14 protein-coding genes are annotated in these 16,777 nt (G+C 66.9%); 5 read left to right on the plus strand and 9 right to left on the minus strand.

From position 1 onward, the window contains the following. Positions 1–259 precede the first annotated feature (259 nt). Positions 260–1,429, plus strand: coding sequence for a lipase family protein (locus ACFC0O_RS28105; protein ID WP_375962825.1), 1,170 nt, complete (start codon positions 260–262; stop codon positions 1,427–1,429). Between the two features lie 126 nt (positions 1,430–1,555). On the opposite strand, the gene ACFC0O_RS28110 is transcribed toward ACFC0O_RS28105, so the two are convergent. The 4 genes from ACFC0O_RS28110 to ACFC0O_RS28125 form a co-directional block, all read right to left on the minus strand. Then, positions 1,556–2,191: an ammonium transporter gene (locus tag ACFC0O_RS28110; protein ID WP_364641305.1), complete on the minus strand. Its 636-nt coding sequence runs from the start codon at positions 2,189–2,191 to the stop codon at positions 1,556–1,558. Positions 2,192–2,359: 168 nt separating this feature from the next. After that, positions 2,360–3,124, minus strand: coding sequence for an energy-coupling factor transporter transmembrane component T family protein (locus ACFC0O_RS28115; RefSeq protein WP_375962828.1), 765 nt, complete (start codon positions 3,122–3,124; stop codon positions 2,360–2,362). After that, the gene (locus ACFC0O_RS28120; RefSeq protein ID WP_375963907.1) at positions 3,121–5,196 is read right to left on the minus strand and encodes an ABC transporter ATP-binding protein; all 2,076 of its coding nucleotides are present in this window, start codon (positions 5,194–5,196) and stop codon (positions 3,121–3,123) included. Before ACFC0O_RS28120 ends, ACFC0O_RS28115 begins: the two co-directional genes overlap by 4 nt. Positions 5,197–5,321: 125 nt before the next feature. Then, the gene (locus ACFC0O_RS28125) at positions 5,322–6,776 is read right to left on the minus strand and encodes a flavin-containing monooxygenase (protein WP_375962830.1); all 1,455 of its coding nucleotides are present in this window, start codon (positions 6,774–6,776) and stop codon (positions 5,322–5,324) included. A 93-nt stretch (positions 6,777–6,869) separates the two neighbouring features. Here ACFC0O_RS28125 and ACFC0O_RS28130 point away from each other — a divergent pair, with 93 nt between their 5' ends. Then, positions 6,870–7,937: an AraC family transcriptional regulator gene (locus ACFC0O_RS28130; protein WP_375962832.1), complete on the plus strand. Its 1,068-nt coding sequence runs from the start codon at positions 6,870–6,872 to the stop codon at positions 7,935–7,937. Here the strand turns inward: ACFC0O_RS28130 and ACFC0O_RS28135 are convergent. The 4 genes from ACFC0O_RS28135 to ACFC0O_RS28150 all read right to left on the minus strand — a co-directional run bounded on the left by ACFC0O_RS28135 (position 7,918) and on the right by ACFC0O_RS28150 (position 11,890). Continuing rightward, positions 7,918–8,697, minus strand: a complete 780-nt coding sequence (locus tag ACFC0O_RS28135; protein ID WP_375962834.1) for a metallophosphoesterase — start codon at positions 8,695–8,697, stop codon at positions 7,918–7,920. The genes ACFC0O_RS28130 and ACFC0O_RS28135 overlap by 20 nt on opposite strands. 131 nt (positions 8,698–8,828) lie before the next feature. Then, the gene (locus ACFC0O_RS28140) at positions 8,829–9,611 is read right to left on the minus strand and encodes an RluA family pseudouridine synthase (protein WP_375962836.1); all 783 of its coding nucleotides are present in this window, start codon (positions 9,609–9,611) and stop codon (positions 8,829–8,831) included. Between the two features lie 16 nt (positions 9,612–9,627). Further along, positions 9,628–10,980, minus strand: a complete 1,353-nt coding sequence (locus tag ACFC0O_RS28145) for a wax ester/triacylglycerol synthase family O-acyltransferase (protein WP_375962838.1) — start codon at positions 10,978–10,980, stop codon at positions 9,628–9,630. A 115-nt stretch (positions 10,981–11,095) separates the two neighbouring features. Then, complete coding sequence (locus ACFC0O_RS28150; protein ID WP_375962841.1) at positions 11,096–11,890, minus strand: hypothetical protein; 795 nt, start codon at positions 11,888–11,890, stop codon at positions 11,096–11,098. Between the two features lie 183 nt (positions 11,891–12,073). On the opposite strand from ACFC0O_RS28150, the gene ACFC0O_RS28155 reads away from it, so the two are divergent. After that, positions 12,074–12,925 (plus strand): LLM class flavin-dependent oxidoreductase, encoded by an 852-nt coding sequence (locus tag ACFC0O_RS28155; protein ID WP_375962843.1) that lies wholly within the window; start codon positions 12,074–12,076, stop codon positions 12,923–12,925. 4 nt (positions 12,926–12,929) lie between these two features. On the opposite strand, the gene ACFC0O_RS28160 is transcribed toward ACFC0O_RS28155, so the two are convergent. Further along, a complete protein-coding gene (locus ACFC0O_RS28160) occupies positions 12,930–13,328 on the minus strand; it encodes a hypothetical protein (RefSeq protein ID WP_364641278.1) in 399 nt (132 codons plus the stop codon). Positions 13,329–13,443: 115 nt separating this feature from the next. Between ACFC0O_RS28160 and ACFC0O_RS28165 the strand changes: the two genes are divergently transcribed. Beyond that, positions 13,444–14,853 carry a DUF1254 domain-containing protein gene (locus ACFC0O_RS28165; RefSeq protein ID WP_375962845.1) on the plus strand — a complete coding sequence of 470 codons (1,410 nt, stop codon included), beginning with the start codon at positions 13,444–13,446 and terminating at the stop codon, positions 14,851–14,853. A 117-nt stretch (positions 14,854–14,970) separates the two neighbouring features. Then, positions 14,971–16,710 carry a cytochrome c oxidase subunit I gene (gene ctaD, locus ACFC0O_RS28170; RefSeq protein ID WP_364641272.1) on the plus strand — a complete coding sequence of 580 codons (1,740 nt, stop codon included), beginning with the start codon at positions 14,971–14,973 and terminating at the stop codon, positions 16,708–16,710. Positions 16,711–16,777 lie beyond the last annotated feature (67 nt).

Here is a 16,777-nt window from a genome sequence, read left to right on the forward strand (position 1 = left end):
TTCCAGCGCAACGTCCTGGCAACGACGCGCGCTCGCCGTTGACCCGGAGGTATGCGCGGCAGTAACTTGAGGAATCCGATGCGCCGGAGTTGCAGGTCAGCGCGATGGGCGAAGCCCTCGGGCCTGGAGCGTCGGTGATTCGACGCTGGAGGCGGGCATGCGGCGAGATGACGCGACCGAGCGCGGGGGATTGGTGCCGGTCGAGCACGGACATTCATGGCGCACCGGACCGGGGCGCATCGTAATAATCTGTCTCGCAGTGCTTCTTGCGGCGTGGTCGGCGACCGCCGCCGCGGGTGCGGAGGGCGTGCCCGCGCCGGACGACGATCCCTTCTACGCCGCGCCCGCCGGACTGGAGTCCAATGCCGATGGGACGGTGCTGAATTCGCGGCCGATCTCGGTGCTGGGACTGAACCTGCCGGTGGCGGGCTGGCAATTGCAGTATCGGAGTACGGATTCGACGGGGGCGGCGGTGGCCGATGTGGCCACCGTGATGACACCGCTGCTGCCCTGGTTCGGCCCCGGTGGGCGGCCGCTGCTGTCGTACCAGGTGGCGGAGGACAGTCTCGGCACCCGCTGCGCGCCCTCGTTCGCCCTGCGCGGCGGCCGCGATATCTCGATTATCAATACCGCGCTTGATATTCCGTTCCTGACGGCCATGCTCTTGCGCGGCTGGGCCGTGGTGGTCTCCGATTACGAGGGTCCCGAATCGCGCTTCTTCGACGGGGTGAATTCCGGCCGGGGCGTGCTGGACGGCGTGCGCGCGGCCAGATCATTCCCACCTGCCGGGGTCACCGCGGACAGCCCGATCGGCGCGTGGGGCTATTCGGGCGGTGCCTTCGCGACCCTGTGGGCCATGCAGCAGCGCGCGGATTACGCACCGGAACTGTGGTTTTCGGGTGTGGCGGCGGGCGGCGTGCCCGCGAATATCGCCGCCATCTCCCGCAGGGTCGACGGCGGTGTCCAGGCCGGACTGGCGGTCTTGATGATCGCGGCCTTCGCCCGCATCGATCCCGGATCGGGCATTGCCGAGGATCTCAATGACAATGGCCGGGACATGCTCGCGCGCGAGTCCGCGGCCTGCGGTGCGGATATGGTGCTGCGGCACCTGAATCGGCATCTCGACGAATACTCCGATACGCCGAATCTACTGTGGCACCCGCAATTTCAGGCCGCCACCGAGCGGCAGGAGCTGGGTGCGGTAGCACCGGATGTGCCGCTGTACCTGTACCACAGCACCGCCGACGACGTGATTCCCGTGGAGGGCTTCAGCGCCCTGGTGGACCGCTATTGCGCTCTGGGAGCGAACATTACGGCCGTGCACTCCGGCATTCCCGGCCACAATCCGGCGGCCGCGGTGGAATCCCTCGGCGCCATGAACTACCTCGGTGACCGGTTCGCGGGCCTTCCCGCGCCCACCGGCTGCTGAACGGGCCTCGGCGACGGTCGAGGCCCGCAGTAGACGGCTGAAGTCCCCCGGAGACGGCTGAGGTCCCTCGGAGACGGCTGGGGCGCGCACCGAAATGGTGCGCGCCCCAACGGGATCCGCGTCGAACTACTTGGCGTCGTTGAACTTCGAGGTGCCCGGGGCCGCGGTCAGCGTGCCGATCAGGTCCATGCCCGCGACGACCAGCGCCGGGCCACCGACCACCAGGGTGCCGATGATGCCGCCGATGGTCGCGCCCGCGATCACACTGGCCACGACGCCGGGACCTGCGACGATGCCGGTCAGGCCGACCAGCGCGCCGAGCGCGGTGCCGATGAAGGCGCCGATGGCGGTGGCGATGCCGAACTGGCTGGCGAAGGTCTGCATGGCCAGCGCGTTCTCGGTGGTGGAGGCGACCGGCTGCACCACGACGGGGCGGGCCGAGGAGACGTCCTTGACCGCGGTGATGTCCAGGGTGCGCGCACCGTCGGAGACCGCGGCGGGCATGGTGTACTCGACGCCGTCCTGGCGGAAGGTGAGCGGCAGGCTGACCACGGTGTTACCCGCGTTGTCCTTGATATCGACCGACTTGCCGGTCAATTCGAACGCACCGTTGGTCAGGGTGGTGATCACGTCGTTCCCGACCAGGTTCGAGGAGTAGCCGATCTCGGGAGTCGTCTGGTCGGCATGTGCCACCCCGGAGCTCGCGATGGCGACCGCCACGGCGATGGGTGCGGCAACCGCCGTGATTTTGCGCAGCTTCATTGCTTGTCCAATCTTCATCAGGTTTTCGGGGCAACACACGCCCAACACGATCGATTCCCTTCCAATCGGAAACGTGTTGAGCCCCCGTGCGTTTGCGCTGCCCACTTGCTACCGATCACGGTAGCTCGCCCCACCGACACGTCGAATCATTTTTGACTCGAGAGTCGCTCAAAACAGCAGTTCGGTCACAATACCCATAGCGCAAAAAACTGCCAAAACGGACAGAGCGATGGCATCGGATCGACCCGGAGCGCCGGGGCGCGCTGTCAATTCGCCGGTGCCGCCGCGGGTGGTGATGGCCTCGCCGAGTTCACCCGCCCGGCGGCTGGCGACGGCCATTCCGGCGGTGAGGATATCTATCCACGGGTTCTGCGCGGCCTGGTGCAGCAGTGAATCCCGGGGCCGCAGTTTGCGCGCCGCCCGCAGCACCCGCATCTCCTCCAGCAGCAACGGGAGTCCGCGCAGGGTCAGTGCGATCACCACCGCCCATTCGTCCACCGGCACGCGATGCCGTACGCCGTGCCTGGTCCAGCCGATACGCCGCAGCGGCGCACCGAGTCTGGCGAGCGCGGGCGCGACCTCGCCCATCGGCGTGGTCCACGCGACCAGGAACGACGCGCCCAGCAGCAGGAAGCCGAACAGCACGATCTGGGTGTATCGCAGCAGCGCGCCCATGCCGACCGGGGCGTTGATGGCCGCGCCGATCAGAATGCCGACCCAGAACCACCAGGGGAAGCGGGGGAGTGTGCCCAGCGGTAGCCGGGCAATGAGTCCGGCCCCGATCAGCATGGCCGTGCCCAGTCCGAGCAGCGCCCAGGACGGAGTGAAGATGAGCAGCGCGCTGAACGCGAACACCCAGATGATCTTGGTGCCCGCCCAGAGCCGATGCACCGGGCTGTCGACCGGAACTTCGCGCAGGATGACACTGCTCATCGCAGTCCTCCGATCGAACCGTGGGCCGCCCGGGCGGCGGAATAGCTTGGCGGCGGGGCGTTTTCGACGAGCCTGCCATCGCTCAAATGCACGATCCGGTCGCAGACCGGTGCGGTCTCGGAGACGTCGTGCGAGATGATGACCAGGGTGAGCCCCGAATCACGCAGCCGCGCAAGCAATTCCACCACGCTGGCGCGGCCCGCCGGATCGAGTCCGGCCAGCGGTTCGTCCAGCACCACCACCTGCGGCCGACTGGCCACGATGGCGGCCAGCACCACGCGTTTGGCCTGTCCGCCGCTGAGCGATTCGATGGAACGCGAGGCCAGTGCCCGGTCCAGTCCGACCGCGTCGAGGGCGCGGGCGACGGCGGCGGTGCCGCGGCCACCCCAGTCCTCTATCTCCGCGCCGACGGTCTGGCGCTGCAATTGCAGCCGGGAATGCTGAAAAGCCAACTGCACCGCGCCGATTCGCTTGTGCGAGGGCTTGGCCCCGGTGTACTCGCGCAGTTCGCAGCTGCCGCCGCTGGGGATGGTCAGTCCGGCCATGATCCAGGCCAGCGTGGACTTGCCGGAGCCGTTACCGCCGACGACCAGCAGGGCCTCACCGCGCCGCACCGACAGGTCGATACCGTGCAGAGCCGGTGCCTCCCAGGGCGTTCCGCGATTGTAGGTGTGCCGGACGTCCTTCAGCTCGAGCACGGTATCGCCCATCGGCCCGCGCCGTTGATCGCGAACCGGGTGCGGCCAGGCGGGCAGGTGGGCGACCGTGCGCCCGCCCTGCAGGTGCACCACGCGGTCGGCGGCCGCGGCATCGGCTTCGTGATGGGTGACCAGCACGACCGCCATTCGATGCCGCCGGGGCAGATCCGCGAGCAGTGCGACGAGGTCGCGCCGCCCTTCCGGATCGATCATGGAGGTGGCCTCATCGGCCAGCAGCAGGGTGGGTTTGCGGGCCAGGGCGGCCGCGACCGCGAGCCGTTGCTGTTGTCCGCCCGAGAGTGTCGCGGTTTCCCGTCTACCCATGCCGGCCAGTCCGACCTCGCCGAGCAGGGCGTCGACGTCGACCGCGGCGGCGATTTCGGTGGGCAGTCCCCACACCACATCGTCGGCGACCAGGACGCCCAGGGTCTGGCTTTCGGGACGCTGCAAAACCATTGCGGTGCCGCCGTTCACACCGAGTCCGGCCGAGCCCGGCCGGGTGACGTCGCCGCCGGTGGGCGGGCGGCCCGCGAGAATCCTGGTGAGCGTGGACTTTCCGGAGCCGTTATGCCCCACCACCGCCACGAATTCCCCGACCTGAATCGTCATATCGATGCCGCACAGCGCATCGGTGGTCGCGTCCGGATAGCGAAACGCGACCTGCCGCAACGTAACCGGCAGCGGTGCGACCGGCCGATCGTCGGCGGGCGCGTCCAGCAGATCATCGCGTCCGGGCAGCCAGGCCAGTCGATCCAGCACGGTGCCGAGCACGAACCACGATACGATCCCGCTGACGAGCATGGCCGCGACGATGCCGCCGCCGATCCAGGCCCACCACCAGTGCAGCACCGAATCGGTGTACCCGGCGATATTGCAGCCGAGCGGTTCCAGCACCGCCTGCCGCGCCGCGAGATCCTGAATGCCCTTCGCGGTATTGCGGATGCTGTCGAACAGTAGATTGCGGGTTCGCGAGAACAACTGCAGCATGCCGACGGAGAACCCGGCGAACACCAGCCCGGCCAGCAGTGAGAGTCCGAGCACCGCGGGCAGTCCGCCGCCCCGCCGCTTGACGACCCCGATGATGCCGCCCACCACCGCGACCCCGACCAGGTTGGTGGCGGGCACCAGCCCCGCCGCCACGAAGGTCACCAGCGTTCCGGCGACGGTCGCCGCCACAATGGCCCGCAACCGCTGCCGGTGCGCCAGCAATCCGAGCGGCACCGCCGCCACCAATTGCAATGCCGCCGCGAACGGCACCAGCGACCCCACGGTCACCAGTCCCACCGTCGCGCCGCCCAGCACCGCCCCGGTGGCGAGCTCGATGGGCCGCAGCGGCCCGTGCGGAAGTGCGGACCCGCGGGGCCGGTCCGGCACGGCTAATCGAGTCTGGGACGAATCGGTCACGCCCTCCAGTCTGCCGTGCTCCGCCGACTACCCGCCCCGACCTGCGCCACATCCACACACTTTCGCCATACATGCGCACATCCGCACGTGTGTGACTATCTCGGCAACGGGGTGAGTGCGTAGTCGTAGCGGTGCAGTGTGGCGGTGCGGCGGCGGTAGCTGCGGGTGGTGCCGGGCCAGTTGTTGGTGATGCGGCCCGACGCGGTGCGGTACCAACTGGTGCAGAAGTTCCAGGGGGTGCGGGCCAGGCGGTGTTGCAGGGCGCTGTTGTACGCGTATTCGTTGTCGGCTTTGACCTCGAGGGTGTGGCCCGGGTTCTCGGCCAGCAGCTGGACCGCCTGGCGGATATAGCGCGCCTGGGATTCGAGCATGTAGATGATGGAGCCGACGCCGAGGTTGGTATTGGGCCCGTAGACCAGGAACAGATTCGGGAATTCCGGGACCGTGATGCCGAGGAAGGCGTGCGCGCCCTCGGCCCAGACATCGGAGAGATCGCGGCCACCGCGCCCGCGAATCCGCATGGGCCACAGGAATTCCGTGCCCTTGAAGCCGGTGCCGTAGATGATGACATCGGCCTCGTGCACCACTCTGTCGGCGGTACGTACCCCGTCGGGGACGATATCGCTGATGGCCGTGGTCTCCACATGCACATTGGGCTGGGTGAGCGCCGGATAGTAGTCGTTGGAGAACAGGCCGCGTTTACAGCCGATGGGGTAGTCGGGGGTCAGCTTGGCCAGCAGTTCGGGATCGGTGACCTGTTCTTCCAGGTGATTCTGTGCCATTCGGGAGACCCCGCGCACGATGCCCGGAAATTCCACCAGCCCCAATGCCACGAATTCGGCGATGGCCCACCAGGAAAAGCGTTCCGCCGCGGGCAATCCCGGCACGTGCAACAGCACGCGCTGATGCACCGGCTTGTAATCGGTGTCGAATTTGGGCAGCACCCAGGCGGCGGTGCGCTGGAAGAGCGTCAGTTCGGCCACATCCGGCTGGATCTCGGGAATGTACTGGATGGCGCTGGCCCCGGTTCCTATGCAGGCCACGCGTTTTCCCGCCAGCTTCACCTCGTGATCCCACAGCGCGGAATGGAAGGAAGCGCCCTCGAAGCTGTCGATCCCGGGGATATCCGGCATGGCGGGCCGGGACAGCTGCCCGACCGCCGAGACCAGCACATCCGCGGTGCGCGCGACCCCGTCGGCCGTCGTGACCGTCCACTGTCCGGAGGTTTCGTCGAATTCGGCCGCGGTGACATCGGCCCCGAAGACGATCGATTCCAGCAGTCCGTGCCGCTCGGCGACGCCGCGCGCGTACGCGAGAATATCGTCGCGCCCCGAATATCGCTGCCGCCATTTGGGTTTCGGCTCGCGAGAGAAGGAGTACAGCGGTGAGGGCACATCGCAGGCGGCCCCGGGATAGGTGTTCTCCCGCCAGACGCCCCCGAGGTCGGCGGCTCGCTCCAGAATGGTCACCTCCCGAAACCCATTCCGCTGCAATTCCACAGCCATCCCGATCCCGCCGAATCCGGCACCGATGACGATCACCGAAGGCATCGGCCCTCCTAACGTCGAAGACTGTTCTCACTGTAGAAGCCCGCTTCGCGCCGCGTAGCAGACCGGATCGAGAGTTTCGGCCATAATTCGGTTATGAGTACGGTGCCGGAGGCGGGGATCAAGGACTGGGACTTTCCGCGCGGGGTGGCGAGCGTGGCGCTGATGGTCGGGTTCGCGGCCGAGCACGGGGTGGCGGCGGGGCGCATGCTGCAGGGCAGCGGGCTCACCGAGAAGGTGCTTGCCGATCCGGACGCGCAGATCGACGCGCACACCGAACTGGCGGTGATCCGGAATCTGGTGCGCGAGCTCGGGGATCGGTCGAGTCTGGGACTGGAACTGGGCCGCCGGTATCGGATCACCACCTTCGGGATTTTCGGCTTCGCCTGCGTCAGCAGTCCTACCCTCGGCGAGGCCATCGCCTTCGCGCTGCGGTACCTGGAGCTCAGTTTCACCTTCTGCATTCCGGTGGCGCGCTGGCAGCCCGGGGAGTTCGTGGCGCGAATTCACGATGAGCGGGTGCCCGCGGATGTGCGCCGATTCCTGGTGGAGCGCGATGTGACCGCCATGCACCAGATGCTGTGCGATCTGCTGGGGCATCGGGTGGATCTGGTGCGCGCGGAATTCGATTTCCCCGCGCCGGACGATACCGCGCCTTATCTCGAAATCTACGGTCTGCTACCGAGTTTCGACCGCCCGCACAATCTGTTCACGATGGATCCGGCGGTGCTGGAGCAGCCGCTGCCGCAGGCCAATGAGCACACCCTGGCCATGTGCCTGGCGCAGTGCCGGGAATTGGTGTCGCGGCGGCGGGCGCGCACCGGCATCGCGGCGGATGTGCGGGAATTGCTGGTGCCGCGCGGCGGTGCGGACGGATTCGCCGCGCCACCCGGAATCGATTCGGTGGCAAGGGATCTGAATATGAGCACCCGGACGCTGCGGCGGCATCTGGATACCGCGGGCACCAGCTACCGGCAGCTGCTGGACGAAGTCCGCCGGGCGCTGGCCGAGGAAATGCTCACCGCCACGCCGCTTTCGGTGAGCGATGTGGCGATCCGGCTCGGTTACGCGGAGGCGTCCACCTTCATCCACGCCTTCAAGAGATGGACGGGCACAACGCCTTCCGCGTATCGCCGAGGTGCGCTCAGTCCTGCGGTTCGCTGAGCCAGCCGCCCATGGCGATGGGCCGGAACATGGTGAGCAGCTTGCCGTCGCGAATGGAGTGGAACAGCAGCGACGGATCCGGCGCGAAATCGATCGGCACGTGACCCGGTGCGGCCCTTTCCCATTCGAGGCCGATGGTGGAGGACACGCTCGGCGCGACGATCAGCGGTTTGCCCGCGAACGTGGTCACCAATCCCGCGTGTACGTGCCCGGTGAGAATGCCCAGGATGCGGTCGTCCCCGGCCACGATGTCGGCGAGCCGTTCCGGCTCTGTGAGCCGAATGGGATCGCAGACCGTGCTCTGCACCGCCGTCGGCGGATGATGCATGGCGATCAGCACGTGTTCGTCGGCCGGCGTCGCGGCCAGTAGATCGGTCAGAAAGGTGAGGGTGGCGTCCTCCAGCAGCCCTTCGGGTTTCCCGGGAATGCTGGAGTCGAGCAGGGCCAGGGTGAGCCCGTCGACGCTGTGCGCCTGATTGATCGGTGCGTAGCTCGCGGGCTCGTCGAACAGCACGGTGCGCATATTGCCGCGGTCATCGTGATTACCGGGCAGCAGAATCACCGGCACATCGGCGGTCAGGGCGGCGCGGGCCTGCCGGTATTCCTCGATATCGCCCTCATCCGCGATATCGCCGGTGACGATGATGACGTCGGGTCGCTGCGGCAGTTCGGCCAGAAAGGCCATCACCCGTTCGGCGCGTTCATTGTTCCGGGCGCCCATATTGAAGTGGGTGTCACTCAGCTGTGCCAGCAGAACCATCGGCATCACTTTCTGTGAAGGGCCGCATCACCGCGCCCGCAGCGGCGCAACGCCGCGCCACCAACTCAGGCTAGATGAGCTGCCACTATGCGGTCTCGGTGAGACTCGCCACCGAATATAGCGATCTCACATCAATCACCGCTTGTGGTGGCCCGGCTCATGGCTTTTCGCGCGTCATTCAACAACGCTTCCGGATCGTTCGTGATATCGCCGATGGCCCAGAAGTCCGCACCCGGCTCGGCCTCCAGCTCCAGCCGCGGGGGAGTGCGCCAGGACGCGTCCAATCCCAGCCGCCAGGAATGCAGATAGGTGCGATCGAAGGCCCCGGATTTGTCGAACAGTGGATCGCCGATGATCGCGTGGCCGATCCAGGCCAGGTGCACCCGGATCTGATGGCGGCGGCCGGTGATCGGCCGCAGCGCCAGCACGGTGCGCGATTCGTCGGCGGCCACCCGCGCGAATTCGGTGATCGACGGATAGTTCTTGCCCGCCAGCACATCTCGTTCGTCGACGAGCCAGCGATCGCCGTCCCGTCGAATGCTCTCGCGCGGCGCGGCAATGCGGATCCGGTTCTTGCGCCCCACGCTCAGGGGCAGCTCGATGATCCCGCGCTCGGGCAGCCCACCCGATTCGACCACCGCGAGATAGGCCTTGGCGGCGGTCCGCTTGTTGAATTGCCGCGTCAATTCCCCGTGGGCGGGCAGCTCTTTGGCGAGCAGCACCATGCCCGAGGTGACCTTGTCGATGCGATGCACCGGGTACAGCGTCTCCCCGGCGGCCGCGGCGAGCTCCACGATATCGGTGTCGTGGCGCTCGCCGGTCACCGATATCCCGGCGGGCTTATTGAGCGCGAGGATCTGCTCGTCCTCGGTGATCAGGCACTGTTTCCGCAGTTCCGGCCAACGCGTATCCACGGAATCAGCGTAGAGATCAGCCGATGGCCCGTTCCAACTCGGCCAGTCCGGCCTCCATATGGGCGGGCATCCGGTCCAGATCGGGGACGGTGCGGCGGCAGCCGACGAACCCGAAATCGAGATTGTCGCCATTGGTGGTGAGCGTGATGTTCATGGCCTGCGATTCGAAGGGAATCGACAGCGGATAGTTGCTGTCCAATCGCGCGCCCTGCATATAGACCGGTTTACGGGGCCCGGGCACATTGGAGATGACGAGATTGAACGGCATCCGCGGCAGCGCCTCGAATCCCGGCATCAGCGAAACCCCGAGCGGTGTCATCAGCAGTGCCGACAGCGCCATCGCCTCCATGCGCGGCAGCTGGGTGAAAACCTGTTTGGCCTCGCGCATGGAGGTGCTGATGGCGGTTAGTCGCGCCAGCGGATCATCCAGGTGCGTGGCCAGATTCGCCAGGCAGGCCGCGACCATATTGCCTTCGGCATCGGCCTCGGCGGCGCTGCGGATATTCACCGGCACCATGGCGATCAGCGGTTCGGCGGGCAGTCCGTCGTGTTCGATCAGATAGGCCCGCAGCGCCGCAGCGCTCATGGCGAGCACCACGTCGTTGACCGTCGCGCCGGTGGCGAGCCGAATGGCGTTGATGCGCTCCAGCGGCCAGGAGCGCACCGCGATGCGCCGCGCCCCGCCGATGGTCACATTGAACATGGTCTTGGGCGCGGTCATCGGCATGGTGAGCCGCCCGTCGATGGCCCCGCGCAGCGGCGAGGCGATATAGGCCGTACTTCTGATCATGCGCGGCAACGCTTTTCGCAGCTGTGACCACGGGCTCGGTGGTTCGGGTGCGTCCTGCACGACCGGCGCGGTGCCCCACGGCACCCGCACGCGCGCGTCGAACGGATCGTCGGTGAGGGTGTGCTGGAGCAGCCGCATGGCCGAGACGCCGTCGATGAGGGCGTGATGCATTTTCACGTAGACGGCGAAGCGCCCGTCGTCGAGTCCCTCGATGACGCGGGCCTCCCAGAGCGGCCGGTGCCGGTCCAGCAGGGTGCCGTGCAGTCGTTCGGTCAGGTCGATGAGCGCGTCCATGCCGCCGGGGGTGGGCAGGGCGGAACGCCGCAGGTGGTAGCCGAGATCGACCTTGTCGGCATGTGACCAGGTCAGGCTGGAGAAGCCGCCGAATCTGCGGCTGGGATGCCGCCGGAAGCGGGTGCGCACCTCGGTGGAGCCGGCCATCGAGTCGTAGACGTCGTGCAGGAATTCGGGACCCGCGTCGGCGGGTGGTTCGAACAGCTGCAAGCCGCCCACGTGCATGGGGTGTTCGCGGGATTCGACGGCGAGGAAGATCGCGTCGAGAGGGTTCAGGAGGTCCATCGGTTTCGCCTAACCGGTGGGGGCAGCATCGAGCCGGGGAGGGCTCGCACAGACTGCCGGGGAGAATTACGGTCGGCGACGCTGCCCCCCGCTGCCTTGACGGGGAATCACGTTATCACTGTGCTTGTTTCGTCATAGCCCGAACTTCGGAACGCAAACTATCGGTTTGGTTGCGATCGGTTTGCTCGGCGTCATTCCACTCTTCCCGCTCGGCTTCCTCGACCGAGGCGAAATGCATGCCGACAATGGTGCGCCGCCCGTGTGCGAACGGATGCACGCGATGCAGGGTGGTATCGGTGCGCATCAGATACAGATCGCCCGCGGTCAGCTCCCAGGAGTGAATCGGATTGCGGGTCAGCGTGCGATGGATATCGGAGTGGTCCCAGTCCCGCCGGGTGTGCGCGACGGTCTGCACGAAACCGCCGTCCTCCAGCGGCGGGCACTCCACCACCAGGACGAGCGCGAAAGCGTAGTCATCCCAATGCCATTGGCCGATGACGTCATCGTGATGCCGTCGCCGCACCGCGAACCGCCGCGGGGCCGGACAGGACAGCACATGCTGGGAGGCCACCTCGGCGAGCTTGTGCCGCAAGGGTTCACAGTCGTAGAGCTGTGGAATGCACTGCCCGCGCGCGACCACTTCGCGGGAGCCGATATCGACGGTGTGCCGTGCGGGCGGCTCCGCGGTCCGCGTCGCCTCCGATTCGGCGGCCGGGACTTCCCAGTCCAGATGATGGTCGACGATGGCGAGCGCCTCGGCGGCCAGGGCGCGTTTGACGCGATGCGGCAGCAGGAAGCCGAGCCGGGCTATTCCGGTCTCGGCCAAGCGGTCTCGCGCATGACGCAGGGCTGCGGGGTCCACCGCGCTCAGATGTCTCCGGGCGGCGTCCACGGTGCTGTGGTGCTGCACGTATCGATTGTATTCCGTTGCCCGCCAACGATTATGGATTCAGGTCGCCGAAGGATCACGATCGGGTGGCGGCCCGTGACCTTCGGTGGCCGGGAACGGGCGCGGCGGTGACGCTCCGGACTCGCCGCAGAGACGGGGGTCGTGCCGCAGCGGCAGGTCAGCGGGGGTAGCTTTGAATTCGCTATGGCTGACTACGGGCATGAGCTGAGGTTCGGGATATTCGTTCCGCCCGAGGCGGCGCGCGGGCAGGCGCTGCTGCGGCTCATTCGCCGCGCCGACGATTCCGGCCTGGAAGTGCTGGCGGTGCAGGACCATCCGTATCAGCCCGCCTTCCTGGACACCTGGACCCTGCTCTCCTACGCCGCCGCCATCACCCGCAGGCTCACCCTCATGCCCGCGGTGGCGAATCTGCCGCTGCGCCCGCCCGCGGTGCTGGCCCGCAGCGCCGCGAGCCTGGATCTGCTCAGCGGCGGCCGGATGGAACTGGGCCTGGGCGCGGGCGCGTTCTGGGATGCCATCGTCGCCATGGGCGGGGAACGCCGCACCCCCGCGCAGGCGCTGACCGCGCTGCGCGAGGCGGTCGGGGTGATCCGCGCGGTCTGGGGTGCGGACGGCCGCCCGTTCCTGGACGGCGAGTTCTACTCCCTGCACGGCGCGAAAGTCGGCCCGGCACAGGCGCATCGGATCGGCATCTGGCTGGGCGTCTACGGTCCGCGCGCCCTACGCCTGACCGGTGAGCTGGCCGACGGCTGGCTGGGCAGTTTCGCCTATTCGCCCCCGGACGCGCTGCCGCGCCTGATGACCGCCATCGATACCGGCGCTCGCGAGGCGGGCCGCGTCCCCGCCCTCATCCGCCGCGCCTACGTGATGGATCCGTCCATGCCGGTCGCCCAGCTCACCGAGGTGGCGCTGGCGCACGGCATCAGCGAATTCCTGCTCCCGGTGAATCCCGAAGGGGAGCGGGAGACACAGTATTTCGCCGCCGAGACCGCCCCCGCGGTGCGCGCCGCGGTCGCCGCCGCCCGCGTGGCCTAGCGGATCACTGTCCGAAGAATCGGCTGTTCAGAATCTGGCGCAGCGGGGACAGCGCGTTGCCGTAGCTGACCCGGTCCGAGCGCACGGTGTGCATGGAGCTGTCACCGCGCTTGGGGTCCTCGCAGATGACGCGAATGTGCTTGCCATTGGGCCGGATCGGGCCCAGCGTGAGATCGACCGTGCCCGATTTATCCACCACGCCCCACGGCCCGGCGAGATTCTTGCCCGCGATCTGACAGCGATTGCCCGCCTTCTCCCCGCTGACGTGCGCGGTGACGGCGGTGCGGCCCTGGATGACGGCCTTGGGTTCACTGGTGGCGGTGGCGGCGCCCGCGGCCAGCAGCGTGCCGAGGGTGCCGATCACGGCTGCGGTGATGATGCGGGTGCGGACCGAGCGACTCATGGTTCCGATAGTGAAGCGCGTCCCATGAGGTTTCTGTGAAGTCGGGGGATGAATTGGCGATGAACTTCGCGCCAAAACCCCTTCCACCTGGACGGTTTGATACGTTTTGTTGATCATGGATCGCGCCATCAGTCGTCGCGCCATGCTCGGTTTGGCCACCGCCGCCGGGCTGTCCATCGCCGCGTGCAGCCGCTCCGAGGAATCTTCGGGTACATCCACCACGTCGACAGTATCGAGCACCGATGCCGTCGCAATCGCCACCGACGCATATATTTTCGGATATCCGCTGGTGCTCATGCACGCGACGGCGGATACCGGTGGTCCGGTGAATCGCTTCCGGCACGCGCAGGGGCTGCCCACGTCGGCCGATCGGCTGCTGGTCCGCACCAACCTGGACACCCTCTATTCGACCGCCTGGCTGGATCTGGCCGACTCGCCGATGGTGTTGCAGGTGCCCGCGATCGAGCGCGGCCGCTTCTGGCTGATGCAATTGCTGGACGCCTGGTCGAACACCGTGCACGATCCCGGCAGCGTGCGGCCCGACAGCGGCCGTGCCGATCCGCCGTTCACATATCTGATCAGCGGCCCGCACTGGACCGGGCAGGTGCCGGACGGCGTCGCGCATCTGCGCATGCCCACGGTCACCGCGTGGCTGCTGGGCCGCGTGCAGGTCAACGGTGTCGCCGATCTGCCCGCGGTACATACCATCCAGGACCAATTGCGGCTGGCCCCACTGGCTTCCTGGCTGGCCGATCGCACCGCGCTCACCCCGGGCGTGCCGATCCCGCAGGGGCAGGGCGGCCGCAGCTATCCGGTCAAGGATGTGGCGGCGCTGGACGGCCGCCGGTTCTTCGATCGACTGTGCGATCTCATGTCCACCGACACGCCCGCCGAAGCCGACGCCCCCGCGCTGAAACGCTTCGCCGCCATCGGAATCGCGCCCGGCGGCAATGTGGACGCCCTGCGCCTGGAGGATCTCGACGCCGCCGCGGCGGCCGCGCGCAAGGCCATCGCGGGCTATGTGGACCCGGGCGCGTACACCGAGAACGGCTGGCTCTTCCACGACAATCTGGGCAGTTACGGCACCGATTACGCACTGCGGGCCGGTACCGCGCTCTCCGGGCTGGGCGCGAATCTGCGCCGCGACGCGCTGTATCCGACCACCTCGGATCTATCCGCCGACAACAATGGCCAGCCGCGCTCGTTCCGGTTGCGCTTCGATCCGGGCCAGTTGCCGCCGGTGGACGCCTTCTGGTCGCTGACCGCCTACGATTCGGATGATTTCCTGGTGGCCAATCCGGCGGGCATCTACACCCTCGGTCATCAGCTGCCGCCGGTGCCGGGTCCCGACGGTTCCTTCGAGATCACCGTGCAGAATGCCGATCCGGGACCGGCCGTGCCGCACGGCAATTGGCTGCCCATCCCGGCGTCGGGCACCTTTTCGCTGACCCTGCGGTTGTACGCGCCGCGACCCGAGGCGACCGACGGCAGTTGGAAGCCGCCCGAACTCAAACCGGTGTCCTGACTGTCCGGCCGGAGTGTTCTCTGCCAGAATCGAATTGCTATGAGTACGCTGAGCGCCGTTCATCGTGGGTTCCGGAGCCGATAGGACCAGCTGCGGACCGACCTCGAGGAGGATGTGGTGACTGCCGTAGCCCCCAAGCCGGAATCGGGATTAGAGGCCACTCGGCCCTACCCGGCGCGGCTGGGCCCCAAGGGTTCGTTCATCTACAAGGCGGTGACGACGACCGACCCCAAGGTGCTCGGCGTCATGTACCTGACCACCGCCATCTCGTTCTTCCTCATCGGCGGTTTGCTGGCGCTGCTGATGCGCGCCGAATTGGCTCGCCCGGGCATGCAGTTCCTGTCCACGGAGCAGTTCAATCAGCTGTTCACCATGCACGGCACGATCATGCTGCTGTTCTACGCCACGGCGATCGTGTTCGGCTTCGCCAACATCATCCTGCCGTTGCAGATCGGCGCGCCCGATGTGGCGTTCCCGCGCCTGAACGCGTTCAGCTACTGGCTGTACCTGTTCGGCGCGTCCATGGCGACGGCGGGCTTCGTGACCCCGGGTGGTGCGGCGGACTTCGGCTGGACGGCGTACACGCCGCTGTCGGACATCGTGCATTCGCCGGGCGTCGGCGCGGACCTGTGGATTCTGGGCCTGGCCGTCTCGGGCCTGGGCACGATTCTGGGTGGCGTGAACATGCTGACCACGGTGGTCTGCCTGCGCTGCCCGGGTATGACCATGTTCCGGATGCCGATCTTCACCTGGAATATCGCCGTCACCAGTGTGCTTGTGCTGCTTGCCTTCCCGTTGCTGACCGCGGCGCTGTTCGGCCTGGCGTACGACCGGCACCTGGGCGGGCACATCTACGATCCGGCCAATGGCGGGGCCATCCTGTACCAGCATCTGTTCTGGTACTTCGGCCATCCCGAGGTGTACATCATCGCGCTGCCGTTCTTCGGCATCGTCACCGAGATCTACCCGGTCTTCTCACGTAAGCCGATCTTCGGTTACACCACACTGGTTTACGCGACGCTGGCCATCGCGGCGCTGTCGATCGCGGTGTGGGCGCACCACATGTACGCCACGGGAGCCGTTCTGCTGCCGTACTTCTCGTTCATGACGTTCCTGATCGCGGTTCCGACGGGCGTGAAGTTCTTCAACTGGATCGGCACCATGTGGCGCGGACAGTTGACGTTCGAGACGCCCATGCTGTGGTCGATCGGGTTCCTGGTGACGTTCCTCTTCGGTGGTCTGTCGGGTGTCATCCTGGCCAGCCCGCCGCTGGACTTCCACGTGTCGGACTCGTATTTCGTTGTGGCGCACTTCCATTACGTGCTCTTCGGCACCATCGTGTTCGCCACCTTCGCGGGCATCTACTTCTGGTTCCCGAAGATGACCGGCCGCATGATGGACGAACGCCTGGGCAAGTGGCACTTCTGGGCGACATTCGTCGGCTTCCACACCACGTTCCTGGTGCAGCACTGGCTGGGCAACGAGGGTATGCCGCGCCGCTACGCGGACTACCTGGATACCGACGGATTCACCACGCTCAACACGATTTCCACGATCGGCGCGTTCATTCTCGGCGCTTCGATGCTGCCGTTCGTGTGGAACGTCTTCAAGAGCTACCGCTACGGCGAAGTGGTGACCGTGGACGATCCGTGGGGTTACGGCAACTCCCTGGAGTGGGCGACCTCCTGCCCGCCGCCGCGGCACAACTTCTACGAGCTGCCGCGTATTCGTTCCGAGCGTCCGGCGTTCGAGCTGCACTACCCGCACATGGTCGAGCGCATGCGCGCCGAGGCCCACGTGGGCTGGGGCACCAAATCGCATCGGGTCGCGGAGCTGGATGACAAGGTCTCCAGTTAGCGGAATTTTAGGATTGACATAGAAATTCACTTCGCCCTAATCTTGTGACCGTAACAAGATTATGGCG

It is taken from the genome of Nocardia sp. NPDC056100, from assembly GCF_042266325.1.
In the GTDB taxonomy this organism is placed as follows: domain Bacteria; phylum Actinomycetota; class Actinomycetes; order Mycobacteriales; family Mycobacteriaceae; genus Nocardia.